The following is a 23,130-nucleotide window of genomic DNA, read 5'->3' as shown; positions in this document are numbered from 1 at the left end:
CATTTTTCTTAACTTGACACCTATGGCATCCTGCCTGCCCTTCTGTACCTCACTCAGAGGATGTTTGTCAAGTCATGATTAGGCTATTCTTGTTACTAAGAATACAGACTTTGTACTGTTTTTCTCTCTTGTCACCTTGTCCACCTTGTCCACCTTGTCTTGCCCTTATAAGGGGAGGGAACTAGATTTTATTGTTTTTTCTGTGTTCCCCAATCCTGCCCATTCCCTGTTCCAATTACCTGTTCAAAACTTATCAAACATCCTCTCAGATAAAATGCGCTGTATTTTGCAGTTTATTCTCGAAAGTTTACGGCTTACTCTTTGAGACGTTGACAATAAAAATAACTGATTTCTTTGAGATTTAATCATTTTTTGAAATCTTTCACAAGAGTAACGATACAACTCAATATCATAAGCATTAACACTCTCAATGGCTTTTTTTGTAACTTGGTCAATCTCAGTTATTTTGGGTCTATACTTCGTTACATTTTTTTTGACCCCAGGGACTAAATTTAAACCATAATTATAATTTATTAAACTAAGACTCTGGTCGCATTTCTCAGTAAGTCCTACAACAGGAAAATATGATTCGATATGTTTTATTGCTCTTTGCAAATCAATCTCAGCACAAGGTTCAGTTCCAACCAAAAAATCTGTTTCTTTCCGACCGCTCAACATTTTGGTTTGACAGTTTTCAATTTCGCTATGAAAGCTGCCAAGGGCAAATTGTTCGAGGGTTAAATTTTTATCAACCACAACACTAAATAAAGGATGAGTGGGTTGAGTTTTAATATAAAAATAAAGAGAGATAACTCGTTCTATAGGATCTCTTACAAAAGACAGATATTTAAAGGTTCTATCTCCAAAGGACTCATGTAATCCAAAAGAATAGTGGCCAGTGACTAAACGTATTTTATCCTTGTAGAATTGCTCATAGTCCTCTAGTTTTTTTAGACTCGATAAATATCCAAAATATCCAGATACTCCATCACCATTCGATGTAATTGAATACACCGAACTCTTCGGTAATACTCTACTTAAATTATTTTTTATTGATACTCCACCAGTCTTGGGTATATGCAAAAAGAAATAAATAGGAGCAAGTAAGTTAGAGTCTGACATTTTCAAAAGACGATTTTTAATCATATAACTACAAAGTAATTGCCTATCTAAAAAAACAAATTACGACTAAATTAAGTAGAGTAACTAGATACCGAGATTTTCAAAAATCGCATCTGCAAAAAGTATTTTATTGCCGGATCGAGAGCGAAATTGCTCCAGGTTGCCCCGATAAACAAAACCCAAATTGCATAGGTATTTGTAGATATCATCAAACAGAGGTTGTTTTTCATAAAACTCATAAAAAGAAACCTCAATAATTACTAGCTTGGCACTTTTAAAAGTCTTCTCTCCTCCTTTAATAACAGAAAGTTCATAGCCTTGTACATCCAGCTTAATTAAAATATTATCCCCAATAGTTTGATTGTTCTCTTTTACCCATTGGTCTAAACAAGTTTGTTGAACCATAACACTGGTATTAACTGATGATTCTGGCCATTCTTCTTTATGCAGTTTAGACATATTCAACATTGAAGAACTGGGGGAAAAGGAACTTGAGAACATTTGCTTTGTGCCAACTTCGTTTCCTAATGCTAAATTAAAAGTTTTAATGTTAGTATCTTCTGCACATAATGAATAAAGCTCCTTATAAACATCAGGTAGGGGTTCAAACGAATAGATAGTTGCACCCGGAAACACATGACGAATTGTCCTAGCAAACTGTCCCTCGTTGGCACCAACATCGATAATACTTTTTATATCAAAATTGGCAAGAAATTGATAATTTTCTAATTCTTTCATTTTCTTTTCTCGTTTTTGTGCTTCACGAAGATTCTTTAGAAGCCTAATTTCCAAACCAAGAGAATTGAATATTTTATGCATCACAGCTTTAATCATAGGGCTAGAAGATTGAGTTTCCAAAGATGGGTTTTAAACATAAAACTAGGAAGTGATCGCTAAGTTTCATAGTCCAAGGCACACTGGTTAAATGCTTAAGATGTGAGTATTGCGGGATTGAAAATATGGCTCTTTGAGGAAGTCGCCAAAAACCACCCCGTTGCCAACACTCATAATAAGCAGCCTTGACGCGCTCATCCCAAACCTCCCGACTGCTTCCCAATTGATGAGGAATCTGATACACACTTTTAACTTTAAGGGGCAATTTTTTCTCAACATAATCAAAAAATTGCCTTGTAGCAAAAGACCAATGTAATGGCGTTTGTAAGTACCAATGATTGCCCTTAAACCAACGCCAAGTCCAAGCATCCATATCGCCGGTGCTAATCAGCAGTACCCCCCCCGGTTTAAGTAAATATTCTGCCTGTTTTATTCCCTCTAGTGGATTGATGAGATGCTCAAACACATCAAACATTGTCACCACATCAAAACAATGATGCCACTTTGAATCTATATCTTGTAATCGATCTGCAATAACATTAACTCCCTTAGCGCCAGCTGATTTAGCCGGTTGAATTCCCCCCTCAATGCCAAACTTGTGCCAATGAGTGGGTAAATTATCCAGAAACTTTCCCTCATTACAACCTACGTCGAGGACAGAAATAGACTCTTGATTCTGGAAATACTCTAGCAATAACGTCTTACTTCTTGACCAACCTGCATTCTTAGCCAACTCATAATCCATCGCGCCACCCGGCGCTGTGGCATAAACCTGTTTAAGTTGATCCGCTGTTAAGCAAGGTAGCCGTTGTCCTAACCCACAGTCCTGACAACGATATAACTGACCGGGGGAAAGATTCGATAGTCCGACCTGTTCGAGTAATCCATTGGGAAATTCGGCACAATCCCATAAATAAACAAGACGATCAGAACCACAGGCCCGACACAGTAATTTTTTAGATCCTGTTAACACTGAATTTACACTCTAGACATCTCAGAAAATTAAATATGCGTAACTTGAAACCCTTGGTAGGGACAATTCATGAATTGGTATGTTGACTAATAGTTTGTTGTTGCAATATTTGTTTTTTATCATCCGTGAGTGTTAGTTTTTCTCGGATGTGTTCTGGAACAAAAGAAAATACGTTAATCATCTGAAGTCAAAGGTGGAATTTATTCTAGAATGAGAGAATATAGTTTATTCATCTGAGTTTAAAGGTGGAATTTGTTCAGGAGTTAAGGTAACAACTTGGCCATCTTGCCAAATGCTAATCGCCTCGCCTAATTTGCGGTGTCTTTCAATAGCTTTAGCAATAGCGAGTTTAACACCTGCATCAATTTGGCTAGATAATTTCTCAGGAATTGGTTTATTTACAGAAATTGGCTTATTCATTAGTAGTAATTTGACTCCATAGTTGAGGTTGATAAATGATAGGTTCTTGATTTAAAGGGCGTTCAGCTATTAACAGGCATTATTTTAATGGTAAGTTTATTCAGCAAGCCCTATATATTTCAAGTATTCTGTGAAGGTGACAACGGCACTTTCTTTTGGCTTGACTGTAACTGCCAATAATTTCTATAGATACCCGACGACAACCCCAGTAACTCACTGTGGGTTCCCCTTTCCACAATGCGTCCCTGCTGAAGCACCACAATCTGATCCGCATTAACAATCGTCGATAATCGGTGAGCAATCACTAACACCATCCGGTTTTGCCCAAACTTATCCAAAGCTTCTTGGACAAGCTTTTCTGAAACCGTATCTAGAGCGCTAGTAGCCTCGTCTAAAATCAGCAAATCCGGATCGGATAAAATCGCCCGAGCCAGGGCGATCCGTTGCCGCTGACCCCCACTGAGTCGGTACCCCCTCTCCCCGACTACCGTGTCATAGCCCAAGGGTAAATCCTGAATAAAGCCATCGGCTTGAGCCGCTTGGGCGGCAGCCATCACTTCCCAATCTGTAGCAGTCGGACAAGCAAAACGAATATTTTCAAGGATAGTGGCATTGAACAGAAAAGTATCCTGACTGACAACCCCTAATCGTTGCCGCCAGCTACTAGGATCATAGTCGCGCAAATCCCGACCATTGACCAAAATCTTTCCTCTGGTCGGCTCATAAAGCCCCACCAATAAATCCGCCAAGCTGGACTTACCCGCCCCCGACTGTCCCACCAGGGCCGTTACCTTGCCCAAAGGTAGGACAAGATTAATATCTTGCAGTACCTCCCCCTGATCAGCCAAATAACGCAGATAAACCCCATGGAAGCTAATATCTGTGGCTAGGTTAGTAAAGGGTACTGTTCCCAACCGCCCAAACTCCTTATCCCTGGGGTCAAGAATCTCTTGAAAGCGGGCTAACCTACCATAGTTATCAGCAAACCCCGTGACCGCTCCAGTAACACCCTGAAGACGGATATTAAACCGTTGCAAGGCCAAGACAAAGGTGACTAAGCTGGGTAACACCCCAGTGCTCCGCCGGGAAAACAGCAAAAAGGCAATACCCGCAATAATAGCCAACAAAATGACCGGTAAGGTTTGGGTAATGGGATTGGTAATATTCAGCAAGCGGATCTGTTTTTGCAGCCCTGGCTTAACCTGCTCTACTAATGCCTTAATTTGAGCCACAGCCCTGGATTGACGTCCTGTGGTGTGCAAGAGCCTTAACCCCTGCAAATTTTCCGTTACCTGTTTGCTAATTTCCACCAGTCCTTGCTCATTAACACTAGAGTAATGGCGGATGCGGGGCAGTAATTGCTTTTGGATAACATAAAAAACTAAGACAGTGGACAGAGCGGCCAATAACAGCCAAGGGGAAATCACCACCAGAATGCCTAGATAGACCAAAAGCAGCAAAAAGTTAGTGATCAAAGTATTAGCTAATTTAATCTGGGTTTTAACCGTGGGACCAGCGCTACTGGCATAGGAAGTTAAATCTCCTACCTTATAACGACTGGCACAGGCAAAGCTAAAACTGAGAATTAGGCGATGAATATACTCTGTGAACTTAACCTGTAATCTGATCCCCAAGTCCCCCGCAGTCACCGCATTCCAATAGTTGCAAAGCCCCAGGAAGATTTGGGCTGTCACTGCTAGTCCTAATAAGAGAATAAATAACACCTCCTGACCAAGGGCATTCAACCAACTCCCTAGTCCGGGGACTCCTGCTAAGATGGCATACTGGTTCCAGTCTATTCCTTGGGGAGTGCTCAACAGGGTAACCGCCAAGAAGATAATGCCAAAGGTTCCCCCTTCAAACATAGCCCCTATAATACCAGTGGCAAAGTTGGCTAGGATTAAACCCCAGTTCTCCCATGCAGACTGCAAAATCAGTCGATCTGCTTCAGTTTTCAGGTAACGATTCAAAAACCTAGAGGCTGATCTGCGTCCAAGCTTCACTGTCTTTGCTAAAGTCATTAATTCGGTTAAGGTTGTTTACAATAAGTCAAGACTTGATTTCTCCAATACTAAAGGCGATCGCCTTTGCCGTGCTGCATCATACCCAATTAATCTCATAAATTTTTGATTAACTGATATTTTGTTGTAACCAATTTTCCAGTTGATTTATCTCAGTGATTTCTAGTAAATCTGTAGCCAAATCTTCTAATTTAGAAGTTGACAATTGATTAATTTTAAGGTTTAACTCCGATGATAAAGCCCCAAAACGACGGTCAATTAATTTCTTTACTAACTTGAGACTTTCCTGCTGTAAACCCTGCTGTAAACCCTGCTGTAAACCCTGCTGTAAACCTGTTGCTAGACCTAGTTCTAAACCCTGTTTTTCTCCTGCTTCTAAACCTTCCTTTAATATTTGTTGATACCAAGGAGACTCTCTTAAAATAGTCATATCCCACCTCATTATCTGTTGTACTAAAGGTATATCTAAGACAAAACTAGCAAAAAATGATAGTAATGGTTCTAAATCTGTTAGAGTTTCATTGGCTCGTAATTCTACTACTGCTTTTCTGACTATGTTTTCATTTCCTCCTCCTTTTAATATTGGTACGAAAGGTAATCAACTTGATAGCTTATTCTCAAAAACTAAATTAACGTCTAGTTCCCATAGATTAATAACATGATAATTTTGATAACTTTTGATTTCCATAAATTCCGCTTCATAGAAGTTAGGAATTATTTCGCTTTGAGAGTTGGGTAAAATGTTGACTAATACCGGATAAACAGGTAAGTTATAGTTTTCTTTGGCTAGGGCGGTATAGGCATAGATTCTTACAGGTACTTGTTTAGTATAACGCAATTGTAACTCATTGAGAATTAAAAATTCTCCGGCTTTAGGACTGGAGACTTTAATTAATACATCATTTTCTCTAGCTACCCATTGAAAATCAGAATTAATAATTTCCTTAACTGTTAGGTCAGGGTTGTTAGTTAACCAACGTACCCATTGTTCAGGTGCTAGACTAATTAATCTTTTACCACCAATGTCTGCTTTCTTTTTAGTCATTTTTAGTTATATGTTATAAATCTATAGGCGATAGCGATAGCGCTGCTGCAAGCAGATCGCACCAGGGCATAAAACTTCTGATGGGTTCAAAATTAATGCAGACTGTAATGGTGCTGCTAATATTTTGAGATAAGTTTTCCCATATCAGTGTTATCTTTTTGTTTTTTATTCCACCCGAATACAATTGTGCCAATGTTGTTAGTTAAGCAATGATTAATTACCAATCTTGCAGCTTTATTAACGGCATCCCTGGCTTGACGATTGCGTTTTTCAGTTATGTTATCGACTTATCCCCATGTCTAAAAGCCTGGGGCTTGCGTCTCGTTTCAGGGTCAGGATGTACAGCTAAGGATTCTAATGTTCCCCCTTTGCTATTGGGAGCCAGGTAAGTAAATCCTATGACTTTACCAGAATTTTCAATAGCTATATAAACGGGAAATCCCCGGCGATATTCTTCTACCAGTAGGTAGAAAACATTTTGAGGCGGCTGGGGATAACAAATATCTAGTAATTCTTTTAGGTCGGGGAGTATATTATGTACGTTATTTCGGTGGTAAATCTGTATGGTATCAGCGGAGGACATAAACACTGGTAAATTATAACGCTCTTCTGCCAAAGCTGTATAAGCCCGTATCCTTCGAGGCATTTTCTGATTGTACCGTAGCTGTAATTCGTTGAGCAGCAAAAATTCCCCTATTTCTGGCGATAAAACCTTCAGTAAAACATCACTTTCCCGCTCTATCCACTGAAATTCAGTGTTGAGGATGTCTTGTACTTGTAAGTCACTGCGCTGGGTAATCCATTTTTTCTTCTGGCATTGTGGACACCAAAAAGCTTCTAACCACTCTTCCTTTATGGGTACGGACACACAAGTGTTTTTTAACTTTGATGAATCGGACGTAACTTTATATTTGCGACTGACACTATCTAGATAACAACTATGAATAGGACAGTAAATAGCTCTACGTTTGGAACGTTTCCGATTATGGTTACACCTTTTATGCAATTCGTCCCCCTAATATCAAAATCAATAGGAAGGTTACGTTTGGAGAAACTGAGATCAATCAGACCATCAAAGCCCACTCCACAAAAATCAGCTTATACTGAAAGTAACTATTATTTTTTTTAATTCACTTAATAATAAACTTGAGATGAAAAACCCCGTTAGGAATTATTTCATTTTTAGGTTTATCTTATTTTATTATACATATTACACAAGTCAATTGTACCACAAATTCAAGCAGTAATTTCAAAAATTTTTACCCTTTTTAATATTCGCTGTTTGCAGTAAAACCTCAAGATACTGTTGGCAAATAATTTGCGGTGTAAAGTGGGATTGTAGATACTCACGGCCAGCTTTACCCATCTGTTCTGCTAGTGTTTGGTTACTTTGCAATAAACGGATAAATGTCGCCAGTCCCTGACCATCCCCATGGTCAAATGCTGCCCCACATTCAGCGTCAGTAATTATTTTTCTTAAGCTAGAGTCGGGTGAACAAACTACCGCCAATGGTCTCCCAGCTGATAATGCTGAATACAACTTACTCGGCAATACTAAACTTTCGCTGCTGGGGTTAACACTCACTAAAGACAGGTCGCAGGCTGTGAGAGAATAGGCTAAATCTTCCTTATCTTGATAAGGTAAAAATGTAAAATTACTTAGCTCTAGTTGAGAGACCCTAGCAATCAACTCTTCCCGTTTAGCACCCCCACCAATACACACAAACTGCACTGACTCATGTTGTAATTCTCTGGCCGCTACTAACAAAGTATCGATGTCGTGACATCGCCCCATATTCCCAGAGTAAAGGACAGTGAATTTATTGACTAAGTTGTACTTCCACGCAAACCAGTTTTCTGATTTGGCAATAGGTACAATTAAATCTGGGTTAGCCCAGCTATGAATTACAGAAACTTTATGGGCGACTTGGGGACAGTATTCTACAACCCGTTGTTTCATCTCTGGACTGAGAACCACAATTCCCCCAGCTTTGAGCCAAACTCTCTGATTTAAACCTTGCCAAAGTTTTGTTACCCAGTGCTGCTTTGATACTACACCCAGTGCGATCGCCACATCTGGATACAAATCATAGACTATACAAACATAGGGCAACTTCCACAGCAGATTAGCCACATAACCCACAATGGGCAAAAATGGTGGTGCTGTTGTGATCAGTAACACATTACTTCGCCGCCAAGGTGAGAGCAGATACAAAAAAGCACGAATGCTGTATAAAACTCCATTTACAGCCTTTCCGCGAATTCTCCCAGTCCACATTTGCGCAGTCCGAGACCTATGAATCCTAGTTTGCTCACGCAGTTCCACACGGGGAGCCTTACTCACCCTGAACGCATATCCAGGTTGACTGGTAAACACATCAATCTCTACCCCCTGCTGTTCTAACTGCTGTACAAGTTCCTCAATTAATTGTCCTGTAGCAGCATAGTCTGGAGGAAAAAACTGTGTAACTACAGATAACTTAATTGTTTGCTCATAGAAACAATCATCATCCTTATTTGTACCATCTACCGACGACAGTCCTAATGGTTTGTAGGTTTGTTGAGCATTCTTCATACATCGCAATTAATTTTTAATTTAGGCTAATACTAAGCTGTTATTTATGTAGCTACACAGAAGAGTTGAATGTTAAGATTTTGAGGATATTGTTCAAGTTGTGCATTGGTATTGGTGATACCAAACTTGAGCAATTAGAAAATCTTATCGCAGGATTCAGCACTTATAGTAGCTATAATATCACAATGTTACAATGTTACAATGTTACAATGTTACAATGTTACAATATCACAGTATCACAGTATCACAGTATCACAATGTCACAATGTCACAATGTCACAATGTCACAATGTCACAGTATCATTTTTATTTCATGTATCAACACTGTATAAATCTCTATGAATCTATCCGACTAATACCCTTGTATTTCTTAGATAGCAAGGACACACAGGATGTAGGCATTTTGTGCTTTTAGCCCCTATCACCTTAACCTTTATAAGCACATATGGGATAATCTTGCTACTGCAAAATTAATGTCATTGAGTGCTATTTATAAGGAAATGGAGTGAGCCAAAACCACTGAAGCAAATAGGACTTACGCATTGACAAAGTAGTAAAATTGATAGAAAGTGTTATCTACTCAGCAGGTATCAAGTGTCAACAGTTCACGGATTAACTACTCTATATTAGACCTCTTTGAAAAAGATATAGGGACAATTCATGAATTGTTCCTACGAATGGGTTTCAGGTTACGCTTATGTAATTTTCACCAGATGTCTATTGGATTTCATCTGATCTTCGTACTTAGTAAAAATAGAGTGTAAAATATGTCTAATATCCACAATCAAACTGATAAACCCGTAAATCCCGAACAGACGAGAAACTCCATCACTCCATTTTTTCCCTATCCCCCTTTTCTGGACAATCAGCAACAAGAAAATCAGCAACAAAGGGAGGATTGGAATTACAAAGAATTTTTAAGTTTGTTAAGGCGTCGAATTGTAGTTGTTGTGGGAGTAGCTACAACTGTACTTGCCAGTGTAGGTGTAAAGATTTACTTAAATCCCCAAAGCCCACCAGAATATGAAAGCAGTTTTACAATCCTGGTTGAAACCCCTGATAATAGGAGTGAGTTGTTAAACTTAGGCGATAACATCAACCGAACAGTTACAGAGAGTTTCGATTATGAAACTCAAATTCTCGTGATGTTGGGTTCTGACATTCTGCAAAACAGCATTAAACAGTTACAAGCTAACTATCCAAACATCAACTATGGATATCTGACTCGGGGTCTAAGGATTTCTCGTGTAGGTCAAACCAAAATTATCCAAGTCAGTTATCGTAGCCAAAAACCTGAGGAATCCAAAGATGTACTAGAACAAATTGCTGCCGATTATTTAGCTTACAGTCAACAACAAAAGCGAAATACCCTCATTGAAGGTTTAAAATATATAGATGAAGAACTACCCAAGATACAAAAACGCGTCAACCAGGTTCAGGCAACATTAGAACAGTTCCAACGTAGGCATAACTTTCTCGGTCCAGAAGTCCTAGCGGAAGCAATTGGAAAGCAAATCACAGATGTAAATCAACAACTGCAACAACTACAACTACCACTAGCCCAAGCTCGTGCTGATTGGAATTTCTTACAAACTGAAGATGGTGTCAGGTCTATCCTGGATAACTATCCTATATATCGGTCATTAAATGAAGAATTGCGCCAATTAGATATTCAAATTGCCACACAATCATCTGTTTTTCAAGATGGAAACCCTGCCCTAATTACACTCAAGGAAAAACAGAACAACATCAGACCATTAATCGAGCAAGAATCAGAACTATATATCCAAACTAAGCGAGAAGAAGCATATAAATTACTCAAATCCTTAGAACTTAATCAACAAGAACTGGAAAAAAAACGCCGAATTTTAGAACGGAAAAACCTGGAATTACCTACACTGATCCGACAATATACAGAAATACAACGCCGTTTAGCTATTGCTAATGAAAGTCTGAATCGTTTTTTATCAGCTAGGGAAGATTTGCTCATTAAACAATCCTCTCAGATGGAACAAGGTTGGCAATTAGTTCAGTCACCTAACCTACCCATAAGTCCTATAGCTGTCTCTTCAACTATGATCCGGGATATGATCATGGGAATTGCCGCGAGTATCTCCCTAGGGATTGGTGCAGCTTTACTCTTGGAAAAGCTAGATCATACTTATCACAACGCTTTGAGCCTCAAAGAAAGAATCAAATTTCCTGTATTAGGGAATATTCCCTTTAACCAAGAAATGCAGCAGGATAAATCCCCTACTCTCAAACTCAAAAATGCTTTGATACAATACGCGGATGGGCAGATGGAAACTACTACCCAAAGAACCACCGTAGCCAAACGGCACTACACCAATTACGCTAACAATTTTATCGAAGCCATCAGGGTACTCTACACAAATATACAATTATTAAGCTCTGATACTCCCATCAGTTCTATTACCATCACCTCCTCCATGCAAGGTGACGGTAAAAGTACAATTGCCTTTTATCTGGCTCAAGTAGCTGCAACTATGGGGAAAAAAGTATTACTGGTAGATACAGATTTGCGCCGCCCTAGTATTCATACCTTGGCAAATTTAAGTAATATCTGGGGGTTGAGTAGTTTAATTACTACGGATATGTCCATAGAAAATGTAGTCACACTACTACCTGCTATGAATGAATTATCTATCATTACTTCTGGACCTATTCCCCCCGATGCACCTAAGTTACTCTCATCAGGGAAAATGAAAAAACTGATGGCACAGTTTCAAGATACCTTTGATTTAGTCATTTATGATGCTCCTCCCATTGTGGGTCTAGCTGATACCAATTACATCGCTCCCCAAACCGACGGTGTGGTGATGATCGTCAGGATGGATAAAACAGACCGTTTTGTATTTGAGCAGGCTTTAACTGATATGAAAAATGCGTCCATTGATGTTTTAGGCGTAGTTGCCAATGGACAGCATGGTCATTCAGACAATTACTACAACTATTATTACCACCAAGGTGAGGAATAATCTGTCAACAGGAAGAATATATCACAAGAAAATCGCCGAAAGGCACGGAAGCCACTTGGCTATCTTACAGTGGAGGAAGTGCCAACGGCGAATTTATTCGCCGCGAATATGATATGATTGGACTGCGAGTAGGAATAACCATCTACACGAAGAAGTATTTTGATCAGGAGAAACCCCTGATTTATCTCGTCTCGGCATTTGACCGCAGCCTGGGTAAACAAGCAAAGGCAAATATGGAGTGTAATACCGCCAAAATTTGATGGACTCGGAAAGCAAAGAAACATAAAAGTAAACGCAATTGCAATACCTGTCGTACTGGTAGTTGTTTTGAGCGCGTAGGGGGATAATTGACTATCCCTTTTGAGCAAGTCTTAAAGAATCTGCGTGTCTTTAGACCGCAGAGTGTCAAAAATTACCCTCATCAATTGTCTACCATTTTTGGTAAAAACTACTATAATTGAATCCATAAAGTAACAATTTGTAATCAAAAGCAGTTCTTAATTGTGTTTACAACTAAACTCGCTCGACTACAGGGTACACTACCACTAGATTTATTTGCCGCTATTGAGGATCTGAAAACAGAACTCAACGCGGTGATATTAGCGCATTACTATCAAGATCCAGATATACAGGATATTGCAGATTTTATTGGTGATTCTTTACAATTAGCAAGAGCAGCAGCACAGACAAATGCAGATGTGATTGTGTTTGCTGGCGTTCACTTCATGGCAGAAACCGCAAAAATCCTCAATCCTGATAAATTGGTACTATTACCAGATTTAAATGCTGGTTGTTCTTTAGCTGATAGCTGTCCCCCAGATCAGTTTGCAGCTTTTAAAGCCGCACACCCAGACCATCTAGTAATTTCTTACATTAATTGCTCTGCCGAAATCAAGGCCATGAGCGATATTATCTGCACCAGTTCCAACGCTGTAAAAATTGTCCAGCAAATACCCAAAGAACAACCGATTATTTTTGCACCAGATCGGAACTTAGGACGGTACGTAATGCAGCAAACAGGACGGGATATGCTGTTATGGCAAGGTAGCTGTATTGTCCATGAGACATTTTCGGAAAGGAAAATAGTTGAGTTAAAAACTACACATCCAGAAGCAGAGGCGATCGCTCACCCAGAATGTGAAACCAGCGTTTTACGTCACGCCAGCTATATCGGCTCTACAGCGGCTTTATTGAATTATTGTCAAAAAAGCCCTAGCCATGAGTTTATCGTGGCTACAGAGCCAGGAATCATCCACCAGATGCAAAAATTAGCACCGGGTAAACACTTTATTCCTGCCCCTCCTGAGAATAACTGCAATTGTAACGAATGTCCATTTATGCGGTTAAATACCTTAGAAAAGCTGTACCTAGCCATGAAAAACCGCACCCCTGAAATTACCATGTCAGAGGATATCCGTCTGGCAGCACTCAAACCCATGCAACGGATGTTAGAAATGAGTGTTTAGCCATCAGGAGGCAGGAGGCAGGAGGGAAATATTTTGCACCAATCACCAATCACCCATTTTTTCTGCTTCTTTCTCAGCAGCTTTACTATATTCCCTGTATAACTTAGTACGAATTTGTGCTTCTTGATATCGGCTATGACTAGGTGGAACCTGACTCATTAAATCAGAACCCCTTTGCCATATAGCAGCTAATTCCAACCACTGAGTTGAAGTTGCAGCTGTTTTACCAGCAGCAGAGGCTTGATTAGCAAGTCTCACTGCATCTGCAAATTTGTCATCAGATGTATCATTTGCCGATTGAGCAGGGCTTTTTTGAGCATGAGAGGATGATACTTCTGATTTAACTTCACCTGCGGTTTTTACAGAAGGAGAAATTTTTAATGGTATCAGATTTTTTATTGAATTACCTAAACGTTCATCAAACAAAGCAGCCAGCAAAAGTAATGCACACAAACTAACTGATCCAATGATCAGCTTCTTGATTGTATCTTTGTTTTTATCCTGGTTAGTAAGTAAAGATTGAGCTTTAGGTAAAATCGGTTTTCCAAACTCAGTATAGGCTGCTGTAAAATCTTGAATTAATTGCTGGAAAAGACTAGGCTGAGATAAAGTAATTTCCTGTGACCAAAGTAATTGATTTTCGCTATTGCGGTTAATTTCCTCCAACCATAATAATTGCTCTTCCCGCACAATGCGACTGTTGATCTTGACTTTGCGAATGTTACGCGGTGCAATGGACTCTAAAATTTGCTGGATGTTGGCTACCAAGGTAGACTGCTCAAGTTGTTCTACCGTAGCTGCTTCACATAAAATTTGTAACACACCATCGGCAAAGATCGCTCTAGTTCTGACACCACACATCACGAGTCTTTCGTTCAATACCTGAATAATAGCGGCAACGCTGCCCTGGTGAGCTTGCCAAGCTATATCGTTGATTCTATCTACCATTTGAGATTGAGTGATCACTCTCGCACCCTGACCTATGAACTAACTCATTATCATTAATTTTGCACTCTGTTGTCACTAACTTCACCTAGTCTAAAGCAAACTTTTGTCTGTACCTATGTACTATTCATTTACTTCTAATAACCGAGAAGTTTTAAATCTATCCATCCACTTTTCTAAATATACCCGATTCGCTGTTTGCTCAGATTGATCTTCTGTATCTACAGGATAAGGCATCAATCCTAAAATAGCAGCACTGGTGACACAAAACATTGATTTTTGGAAACTCATACAAATTTGTACACGCAGATCATCTTCACCCCGCAAACTACGCTTATAAATTTCATGTAAATAATCTGGTAAATAATGGCGCATATCTTGCATTAACAATGTGGGAGGAATACCCGCACCACCAATAGGTAAAGGATCTGCATATAAAGCACCATATTGAAATCTTGCCTGATCTGGGGGAACTTGATATGCTTGGGCGTTTAAAGAAACAGTTCCTAAAAAGGGAGTTCCCCGGAAAAATACCGCTTCTACATAAGGAACTGCGGTATCTGGCAAGAATTTTAAACCAACTGATTTAGGAATAATATCATAGACTTTACCGCCAATTTTCACATCGTAGGTAATAGGTCTTAAAGCATCTTTTACCAAACCTGCTTTAATATGTTCGACAACTTCAGGAATTGATTTAATTTTACCTTGATCATAAAGGTCTGATAAGCTGAGAAAAATATCAGCCATGACTCGCCAAAATTGACCCAAACCACTATAATAGGCAGATACTCGCAACTGTTCAATTAAAAAATCAGGGAACAGATTGTTAATTCCTAACATTAAAGGATTATACTTAAACTTAGCAGCTATTACTGCTTCTGCTCTTTCTGCAAATTCTTTACTATCTAAATAATTATCTAAGCCACCACCACCATGCCACATCATGGTTTTCATGCAATATTCTGCATACTCAAAATTAATTCTGTCATGCCACCAATGACGCAGTAATTGAGATACAGAAACTTTACCATTAAAATATTTCAAAAATGGGAAAAACACTAAAAACTGATGTTCAGCAATGTAAATAAGATTTTGGGAATAAGCATCTAAAACCACACCATAACTTTTCAGAATACCCACTACTTCTAAAACATTTTCTGGGCTATCTTTCAGTAAAGCTTGTCCAGTTTGTAAACGCTGAATAAACTCATTCAAGGGATGATCAACGGGTTTGTTTTTGGTATTAACCATTAGTGTTTCTCCAGAACATCAACAATAACTACGTCTAAATAAGATAAATAAAAAAGACATCTCCATAAAAGAAATTATGGAACCTATTTATGGGGGCAGGTCGAAGCTTATGGGATATCTAGATGTCTGATTTTTCCGTTAAATTATCGCCCATAAGCTTCGCCCCTACGAATCCTGACTCCTGAATTCTTACCTAAAACTCTACTACAGACCTTACACCTTTTAATTTCTTTCCCCTTGATCTACTGATGCAGTGGCCACTAAGCTGGGAGTATTTACCATTCCTTGAATTGTCGCTTCGGTCCAATGTACTAACCAAGATGGTTGGATGCCAAAAACCACAATTAACACAGCTAAGATTAAAGCAGGAATGCGATCGCTCCAATATACTCTTGGTAAATTCATCACTTGCTCAGATAACCGCCCAAAAAAGGCACGATTTACCAAAATTAAGAAATAAACCGCCGTTAAACCAGTTCCCAGCATTGATAACAGGGTTTGTACAGGAAAAACTGCATAACTACCCCGAAATACAATAAATTCGGAAATAAAACCCACCATTCCAGGTATACCTGCGCTGGCCATGACTCCTAAAATAATCAAACTACCAATCACTGGCATTCCTCTTTCTGGGTTCAGTAATCCCCGAATTACTTCTAAATCACGGCTACCAGCTTTTTGATACACAACCCCCACCAAGAGAAACATCAACGCAGAAATTAAACCGTGACTCACCATTTGCATGACAGCACCCAAGACGCTGAGGGGTGTTGCTGCTGCTGCTGCTAATAAAATATAGCCCATGTGTCCGATAGAACTATAGGCTACCATTTTTTTCATGTCCGTTTGCGCGATCGCACAGGATGCACCAAACAATACACTAATCACCGCATAAGTTGCTAACGTTGGTGCTAGATATTCCCAAGCTTGGGGTAACAAGTTCATCCCAAATCTGAGTAAACCATAAGTTCCTAATTTCAACAATACCCCAGCTAATAAAACAGAAATTGGTGTAGAAGCTTCGACGTGGGCATCGGGCAACCAAGTATGAAAAGGAACGAGAGGAATTTTAATGCCAAACCCAACTAAAATTCCTGCTAATAATAATAGTTGAGTGGCTAAAGGTAGAGTGTGAGCATTTAAAGTTGCTAGTCCAAAACTAGGAGAATGACTCAACCAAACCATGCCCAAAAAACTAGCTAAAATTAAGATTCCCGAAATCGCAGTATAAATCAGAAACTTAGTAGCAGCATACCCCCGTTTTGCACCACCCCAAATAGCAATCAAAAGATAGAGGGGAATCAATTCCAATTCATAAAACAGGAAAAATAACAATAAATCCTGTGCTAAAAAAGCTCCTGTCACCCCTGCACTCAGCAGCAGCACCAAGGAGTAATAAAATTTAGGACGTTGAAGAGATTCATTACTACTATAGATGGCAATACCTGTTAAAAGTCCATTTAACAACAGCAATGGCAAGGATAAACCATCTACACCTAAATTATAGTTTAAACCTAACGCATCTATCCAAGGTAACGACTCAGCAAACTGTATTCCCACTTCCCCAGGATTAAATTTAATTGTCAGGAAAACCGTCCACAGAAAAATAATTACCGCCAAGGCCAAAGCTATTTTACGGGCAATTTTCCCACTCAGAGTAGCGGGATAGAAACCAATTAAAGCTGCACCCAGTAACGGCAGCAATATCAATGTACTTAGCATCATAATGAGGAGTTCAGGAGTTTAGGAGTTTAGGAGTTCAGGAGTCAGGAAGGAGGAAGTAGGGGAAGTAGAGGAAGTAGGGGAGGTAAATAACCCAGTCACCAGTCACCAGTCACCAGTCCCCAGTCCCCAGTCCCCTAAAAAGGCAATTTATCCAGTAAACCCAAGGACCAGCTAATAAAGAAACCAAGAAGGCTGATCACAACGAGGATAGTTAACATATAACCTTGGGATTGACCGGAAATGCTGTATTTTAAGCTTTGTCCGCCAAAAATAGTGGCAAAGCCGACTAAGTTTACCAACCCATCCACTAAATAGCGATCGCTCCATGCAGATATCTTGGACAATAATGCTACTGCACTAACTATGGTGAAGCGATAAACTCTATCAATGTAAAAATCATACCCTAGTAAATCTTGTAAAAATCTCCAGCCCAGAATTGTGGATCTTGACCAACCTTTATGCAAGTAAATCGTTGAGCCAATCACCACCCCTAAGACCGTGGAAGTCATCAAAGCTAATACAATGTACCAATCAATACTTTCCCAGTTTGGTAGTAAGTACCATTGCTGAAGCATCATTGGTATTAGCAGGGTGATGATAGTTAAAGTCACCATTGGCAAAGCCATTGGCCAACCGACTTCTGGGGCGCGGCGTGTTTTCTGTTGTGGTTTTCCCCAAAAGATGAGCCGGAAAACTCTGGTTAAATTTAAAGCTGTCAAGCCATTAACCAAAACTAAAACTGCAATCACCCAAGGGTTAACTTTGATTAAGCCATCAGCCCAAGCCAACATTGCCCAAAAACTACCCAAGGGTAATAATGTCACCATCCCTGCTGAACCAACTACAAAGGCGGTGGTAGTAGCTGGCATTCTTGACCACAAACCACCCATTTCTGTTAAGTCTTGACTTTGGGTGGTATATATGATGGAACCGGAACTCATAAATAATAAGGCTTTGGCGATCGCATGAGTTAGCAACAACATCAAAGCTACACCACCTTGTTCTAAACCCACTGCCAAAAACACCAATCCCATATAAGCACTTGTAGAATGAGATAAAGCCCGTTTAATATCAATCTGGGCTATTGACACCAATGTTGCACCCACCGCAGTCACCGTACCCATAATTACCAAGGCATTGAGCGCCACAGGGGATAGAACTAATATGGGCTGAATCTTGTACAAAACATAAGCACCACCAGCCACTACCAAAGAGTTTCGCATTACCGAAGCCGGGTTTGGTCCTTCCATTGCCTCATCTAACCACAAATGTAGGGGAAATTGGGCGCACTTACCAGCAGGACCAGCTATCAAAGCTATACCCAGTAATGTTGATGTTAATGGACTTAAATTAGCGGTTTGTACCCACTCATACAAGTCAGAAAAGTTCAAACTACCAGCTTGGGTGGAAAGCGTGACAACAGCCATCAGCAATAATAAATCTCCCACACGCTTGGTTAAAAACGCATCTCGCGCTGCTGTGACTACCAAGGGTTGAGCATACCAAAAACCCACCAACAAGTAAGTAGAAAGGGTGAGAACTTCCAGCAAGGCATAACTGAGGAACAAAGAATCACTAATCGCTAAACCAGTCAAAGCGGCTTCAAAAAATCCCAGCAGTCCAAAAAATCTGGCTAAAGACCAGTCTTTTTCCATGTAACCCAGGGCATAAATTTGAGCTAATAAACTTAATCCTGTGATTAAAACTATTGCCCCAATACTTACTGGTGACAGTTCTAAAGCAAAGGTTAACTTAAAATCCGCAGCTTGAAACCAAGTAATTAATAAATTTTCTTGGTCTCTGTTCCAGATGTCTCGAAATACAATCAGGCTATGGATAAAACCTAGTAAGGTCGTCAACAAGTTCAAGTAAGCAGCAGGTCTAGGTCCTGTACGTTGAATTAACCCAATGCCCCAAGGCAGTGTTAAAATTGCCCCTAGTAAGTTATAAAAAGGTATAAACCAACTGGTGAAAAATAGAACTTCATTCATTTAATTTTTCCTTGACGACTCAGTCTTTGGTTTCTTAAACAGCCTTAAATCAATCATTTGCTTAAAAAATGTTAATTTTGAAAAAATCAAGTTTTTCTTAACTATTTCTCAAAACGCTTGAATCAGTATTTTTACTTTATTTTTACTTTCACCTGCGCTATTCACGGGCTGTTAGATATAAATTTACAAAATTTACAAAATTTACAAAATTTACAAAATTTACAAAATTTACAGATTTCGCAGCATTTACTGATTTTCAGTATTCAGCAATCTTGTTAAAAAAAACAAGGACAAAAGCCAGTCGGTAAATTTGTATTGTGGAATTGGGCAAACTTTTAATTTCATCAAAAACCTCTCTGCTTATAATTAGGTTAAAACTGATTACTGATAGCTGAATGCTGACTAATTATCTTCTTTAATCATCTGATGGAACATTTGTCTTCCTACTTTGAAAAAAGAATTTTATACTTTATATTTAAAAATCTTATATATTGTTCATTCAATATCTGTGCCAATAGCAAAAATCAAGGAAAGACTGAGACAGTAAAATATACAGCCTTTGTTCAATCCTGAGTAGTTCAGATTAGCCCTGGCTATGAATGTGATTTTTTAAAGTAATAAAAAAATTATAAAGCATAAGTGGCCACTCTAGGAAACCGTGAACTTTGATGTATTTTTTGGGTATATTAAGTTTTGTTAAGTTTTTTAAAAGTATTTTATCATAAACTATTATAGTAATTTATGTTGCCAGGGATGCCAAGGTTTCATATCCTTAATTTTAGAAGTATTTTTCTTCAATGCTCAAAATGAGCATCCCCGTCAAAAAAATACACCCATAGTACAGATTGTATTAAATTTTTAGGAGTTCTGCGATGCCAATTGCAGTTGGAATGATTGAGACAAAAGGGTTTCCAGCAGTAGTAGAAGCTGCGGATGCGATGGTAAAAGCAGCCCGTGTTACCTTAGTAGGCTATGAAAAAATCGGTAGTGCGCGTGTTACCGTAATTGTGCGGGGTGATGTATCTGAAGTACAAGCTTCAGTAGCAGCGGGAATTGAAGCCGCAAGAAGAGTCAATGGTGGTGAAGTTTTGTCTACTCATATCATTGCTCGTCCCCACGAAAACCTAGAATATGTATTACCGATTCGGTACACAGAAGCAGTAGAACAGTTCCGAACCTAAACACTTTTAAAATAAAGTGGTTAAAGGATTTGCTTGCTTACGTGGAAAATTTGTCTGTTTGTTGTTTGTTGAAAAATTTGATTTAAGGATAAAAGAATAATGTCAATTGCAGTGGGAATGGTGGAAACCCTGGGCTTTCCAGCAGTAGTAGAAGCTGCTGATGCTATGGTAAAAGCGGCTCGTGTTACCTTAGTAGGCTATGAAAAAATTGGTAGCGGTCGGGTAACAGTTATTGTGCGTGGTGACGTTTCCGAAGTCCAAGCTTCTGTAGCAGCAGGAGTAGAAAACGTGAAACGAGTTAACGGTGGACAAGTGTTGTCTACACACATAATTGCTCGTCCTCACGAAAACCTGGAATATGTACTGCCAATTAGATATACAGAGGATGTTGAACAATTCCGGGAAGGTGTAAGCGGAATTCGTCCTTTCAGAAGCAGACAATAATTAAGAATGCAAATTGCTAAAGTGCGTGGCACAGTAGTTAGCACCCAAAAAGATCCGAGTCTGCGGGGTGTAAAACTACTAATGTTGCAATTAGTAGATGAAAACGGAAATCTCCTCTCAGAATATGAGGTAGCAGCCGATAGTGTGGGAGCAGGAGTAGATGAGTGGGTACTTGTCAGTAGAGGCAGTGCCGCTCGTCAAGTTCTTGGTAACGAACAACGTCCGTTAGATGCAGCAGTAGTGGCGATAATAGATACCATTCACGTTGAAGATCGTTTCATTTACAGCAAAAAAGATCAATATAGATAGTCAGAAAAAAGGGAACAGGGAACAGGGAACAGGGAACAGGGAACAGGGAACAGGGAACAGGAAGAGAGAATAAAAATAATTTATTGCCTTTTGCCTTTTGCCTTTTGCCTTTTGCCTTATTCTTCTAACCACTGACAAAAAGCATATTTGAGGAGGAATCTCACAATGGCAGTCCGCAGCACGGCGGCACCCCCAACCCCGTGGTCTAGGAGTTTAGCTGAACCAGATATCCATCAAACCGCATTTGTACATTCTTCTTGTAATCTCATTGGGGATGTACACCTGGGTCAGAATGTGATTATTGCTCCAGGAACTTCGATTAGAGCAGATGAAGGTACACCTTTTTATATTGGTGAAAATACTAATATTCAAGATGGTGTAGTCATTCATGGGTTGGAGCAAGGCCGAGTAATTGGTGATGATGGCGAAAAATACTCGGTATGGATTGGTAAAAATGCTTCTATTACCCACATGGCGCTGATTCATGGACCAGCTTATGTTGGGGACAGTTGCTTTATAGGTTTTCGCTCCACTGTCTTTAACGCCAGAGTCGGAGCAGGTTGCATCGTCATGATGCACGCATTAATACAAGATGTAGAAATTCCTCCGGGGAAATACGTAGCTTCTGGTTCTATTATTACGACCCAGCAACAAGCGGATCGTCTGCCAGATGTACAAGATCAGGATCAGCAATTTGCTCACCACGTTGTGGGGATAAATCAGGCTTTGCGGGCTGGTTATCGCTGTGCAGAGGATCTCAAGTGTATTACCCCAATTCGGGATGAACTGAATGTTTCTGGGGCAAAATCTTATACAAGCATTACCGTTGAAGAATTGGATAGGAGTAGTGAAGTGGCAAGCAAATTGGGTGCAGAAACGATAGAGCAAGTGCGCTATCTACTGGAACAAGGTTATAAAATTGGCACAGAACACGTAGATCAAAGACGTTTCCGCACAGGTTCTTGGCAAAGCTGTAAGGCTATTGAAACCCGGTCATTAGGGCAGGCGATCGCAGCCTTAGAATCTTGTTTAGTAGACCACAGTGGCGAGTATGTGCGGTTGTTCGGCATTGACAATGGTAGAAAACGGGTATTAGAAACCATCATTCAACGTCCTGATGGTGTAGTTAGCAACGGTACATCTAGCTTTAAAGCTCCGGCGGCTACATCTTACAGCAGCTACAACGGCAATGGTCATGGTAACGGTGCTGTTGCCAGTGGTAGCCTCAGTGCCGAAACCATTAACCAAATTCGCCAACTTTTGGCTAATGGCTACAAAATTGGTACAGAACACGTGGATGAGCGTCGTTTCCGTACAGGTACATGGCAAAACTGCCAACCCATTGAAACAAATTCTGCTAATGAGGTAGTAGCAGCGTTAGAAGATTGTATGGTTTCCCATCAGGGGGAATATGTACGTTTAATTGGCATTGATGCTAAAGCTAAACGTCGCGTACTAGAAACCATTATCCAACGTCCTAACGGACAAGTAGTATCTTCTGGCACAGCGAAACCAGCAGCAGCTTCTTATGGTGGTGGAACTGCAACCGTAACTAGCACCCGTTTAAGTGCAGAAGTTGTAGATCAACTGAGACAGTTGTTACAAGGTGGGTTGAAAATTAGCGTAGAACACGTAGACCAGCGCCGTTTCCGTACAGGTACTTGGGCGAGTGCCGGACAAATTGAAGCGAGAACAGAAAGAGATGCGATCGCTGCTGTAGAAGCTTGCCTCTCTGAATATCCAGGTGAATACGTGCGTTTAATTGGAATCGACACCGCAGCAAAACGCCGCGTGTTAGAAGCAATTATTCAGCGTCCATAATTTTA

19 protein-coding genes and 1 pseudogene are annotated in these 23,130 nt (G+C 39.8%); 6 read left to right on the top strand and 14 right to left on the bottom strand.

What is annotated here, in order from left to right; genetic code table 11:
- Window positions 1-243 precede the first annotated feature (243 nt).
- From H6F45_RS19105 to H6F45_RS19070, 10 genes and pseudogenes are all read right to left on the bottom strand, one after another.
- A complete protein-coding gene (locus H6F45_RS19105) occupies window positions 244-1,146 on the bottom strand; it encodes a sulfotransferase family 2 domain-containing protein (RefSeq protein WP_190348096.1) in 903 nt (300 codons plus the stop codon).
- A gap of 60 nt (window positions 1,147-1,206) precedes the next feature.
- Window positions 1,207-1,956, bottom strand: a complete 750-nt coding sequence (locus H6F45_RS19100) for an FkbM family methyltransferase (protein WP_190348095.1) — start codon at window positions 1,954-1,956, stop codon at window positions 1,207-1,209.
- Window positions 1,957-1,960: 4 nt separating this feature from the next.
- Window positions 1,961-2,929, bottom strand: coding sequence for a class I SAM-dependent methyltransferase (locus H6F45_RS19095; RefSeq protein WP_190348094.1), 969 nt, complete (start codon window positions 2,927-2,929; stop codon window positions 1,961-1,963).
- A 225-nt stretch (window positions 2,930-3,154) separates the two neighbouring features.
- Window positions 3,155-3,349: a hypothetical protein gene (locus tag H6F45_RS19090; protein WP_187040596.1), complete on the bottom strand. Its 195-nt coding sequence runs from the start codon at window positions 3,347-3,349 to the stop codon at window positions 3,155-3,157.
- 119 nt (window positions 3,350-3,468) lie between these two features.
- Window positions 3,469-5,370, bottom strand: coding sequence for an ABC transporter ATP-binding protein (locus H6F45_RS19085; protein ID WP_190348093.1), 1,902 nt, complete (start codon window positions 5,368-5,370; stop codon window positions 3,469-3,471).
- Window positions 5,371-5,479: 109 nt separating this feature from the next.
- Window positions 5,480-5,800, bottom strand: coding sequence for a DUF4351 domain-containing protein (locus H6F45_RS26680; RefSeq protein ID WP_242052678.1), 321 nt, complete (start codon window positions 5,798-5,800; stop codon window positions 5,480-5,482).
- A 168-nt stretch (window positions 5,801-5,968) separates the two neighbouring features.
- The gene (locus H6F45_RS26675) at window positions 5,969-6,415 is read right to left on the bottom strand and encodes a hypothetical protein (RefSeq protein ID WP_242052677.1); all 447 of its coding nucleotides are present in this window, start codon (window positions 6,413-6,415) and stop codon (window positions 5,969-5,971) included.
- A 134-nt stretch (window positions 6,416-6,549) separates the two neighbouring features.
- Window positions 6,550-6,693, bottom strand: a pseudogene (locus H6F45_RS26670) (RNA-guided endonuclease TnpB family protein); the annotation flags it as partial.
- The gene (locus H6F45_RS27370) at window positions 6,690-7,283 is read right to left on the bottom strand and encodes an Rpn family recombination-promoting nuclease/putative transposase (RefSeq protein WP_190348092.1); all 594 of its coding nucleotides are present in this window, start codon (window positions 7,281-7,283) and stop codon (window positions 6,690-6,692) included. The pseudogene H6F45_RS26670 and the gene H6F45_RS27370, both read right to left, overlap by 4 nt.
- A gap of 381 nt (window positions 7,284-7,664) precedes the next feature.
- Window positions 7,665-8,990 carry a glycosyltransferase family 4 protein gene (locus H6F45_RS19070; protein ID WP_190348091.1) on the bottom strand — a complete coding sequence of 442 codons (1,326 nt, stop codon included), beginning with the start codon at window positions 8,988-8,990 and terminating at the stop codon, window positions 7,665-7,667.
- A 767-nt stretch (window positions 8,991-9,757) separates the two neighbouring features.
- On the opposite strand from H6F45_RS19070, the gene H6F45_RS19065 reads away from it, so the two are divergent.
- Together H6F45_RS19065 and nadA are read left to right on the top strand one after the other, a co-directional pair.
- Window positions 9,758-11,989: a polysaccharide biosynthesis tyrosine autokinase gene (locus H6F45_RS19065; protein WP_190348090.1), complete on the top strand. Its 2,232-nt coding sequence runs from the start codon at window positions 9,758-9,760 to the stop codon at window positions 11,987-11,989.
- Window positions 11,990-12,492: 503 nt separating this feature from the next.
- Window positions 12,493-13,455 (top strand): quinolinate synthase NadA, encoded by a 963-nt coding sequence (gene nadA, locus H6F45_RS19060; RefSeq protein ID WP_137666649.1) that lies wholly within the window; start codon window positions 12,493-12,495, stop codon window positions 13,453-13,455.
- A 42-nt stretch (window positions 13,456-13,497) separates the two neighbouring features.
- Here nadA and H6F45_RS19055 read toward each other — a convergent pair whose 3' ends face one another.
- The 4 genes from H6F45_RS19055 to H6F45_RS19040 all read right to left on the bottom strand — a co-directional run bounded on the left by H6F45_RS19055 (window position 13,498) and on the right by H6F45_RS19040 (window position 19,370).
- Window positions 13,498-14,403, bottom strand: a complete 906-nt coding sequence (locus tag H6F45_RS19055; protein WP_190348104.1) for a hypothetical protein — start codon at window positions 14,401-14,403, stop codon at window positions 13,498-13,500.
- Between the two features lie 120 nt (window positions 14,404-14,523).
- A complete protein-coding gene (locus H6F45_RS19050) occupies window positions 14,524-15,654 on the bottom strand; it encodes a CO2 hydration protein (RefSeq protein WP_190348089.1) in 1,131 nt (376 codons plus the stop codon).
- 222 nt (window positions 15,655-15,876) lie between these two features.
- Window positions 15,877-17,376, bottom strand: coding sequence for an NADH-quinone oxidoreductase subunit M (locus tag H6F45_RS19045; protein WP_096572803.1), 1,500 nt, complete (start codon window positions 17,374-17,376; stop codon window positions 15,877-15,879).
- 137 nt (window positions 17,377-17,513) lie between these two features.
- Window positions 17,514-19,370, bottom strand: coding sequence for an NAD(P)H-quinone oxidoreductase subunit F (locus H6F45_RS19040; RefSeq protein ID WP_190348088.1), 1,857 nt, complete (start codon window positions 19,368-19,370; stop codon window positions 17,514-17,516).
- Between the two features lie 872 nt (window positions 19,371-20,242).
- On the opposite strand from H6F45_RS19040, the gene H6F45_RS19035 reads away from it, so the two are divergent.
- From H6F45_RS19035 to H6F45_RS19020, 4 genes are all read left to right on the top strand, one after another.
- Complete coding sequence (locus H6F45_RS19035) at window positions 20,243-20,551, top strand: carbon dioxide-concentrating mechanism protein CcmK (protein WP_006276527.1); 309 nt, start codon at window positions 20,243-20,245, stop codon at window positions 20,549-20,551.
- A 99-nt stretch (window positions 20,552-20,650) separates the two neighbouring features.
- Window positions 20,651-20,995: a carbon dioxide-concentrating mechanism protein CcmK gene (locus tag H6F45_RS19030; protein WP_096571313.1), complete on the top strand. Its 345-nt coding sequence runs from the start codon at window positions 20,651-20,653 to the stop codon at window positions 20,993-20,995.
- Window positions 20,996-21,001: 6 nt separating this feature from the next.
- A complete protein-coding gene (locus H6F45_RS19025; RefSeq protein WP_096571311.1) occupies window positions 21,002-21,304 on the top strand; it encodes a EutN/CcmL family microcompartment protein in 303 nt (100 codons plus the stop codon).
- A 165-nt stretch (window positions 21,305-21,469) separates the two neighbouring features.
- On the top strand, window positions 21,470-23,125 hold the full coding sequence (locus H6F45_RS19020; RefSeq protein WP_096571309.1) for a ribulose bisphosphate carboxylase small subunit: 1,656 nt from the start codon (window positions 21,470-21,472) through the stop codon (window positions 23,123-23,125).
- The last annotated feature ends 5 nt before the right edge of the window (window positions 23,126-23,130 follow it).

The organism is Sphaerospermopsis sp. FACHB-1194 (assembly GCF_014696235.1).
GTDB lineage: Bacteria > Cyanobacteriota > Cyanobacteriia > Cyanobacteriales > Nostocaceae > Sphaerospermopsis > Sphaerospermopsis kisseleviana.
Note: the sequence above shows the minus strand (reverse complement) of the source record. Positions and strands in the feature narration are given on the sequence as shown.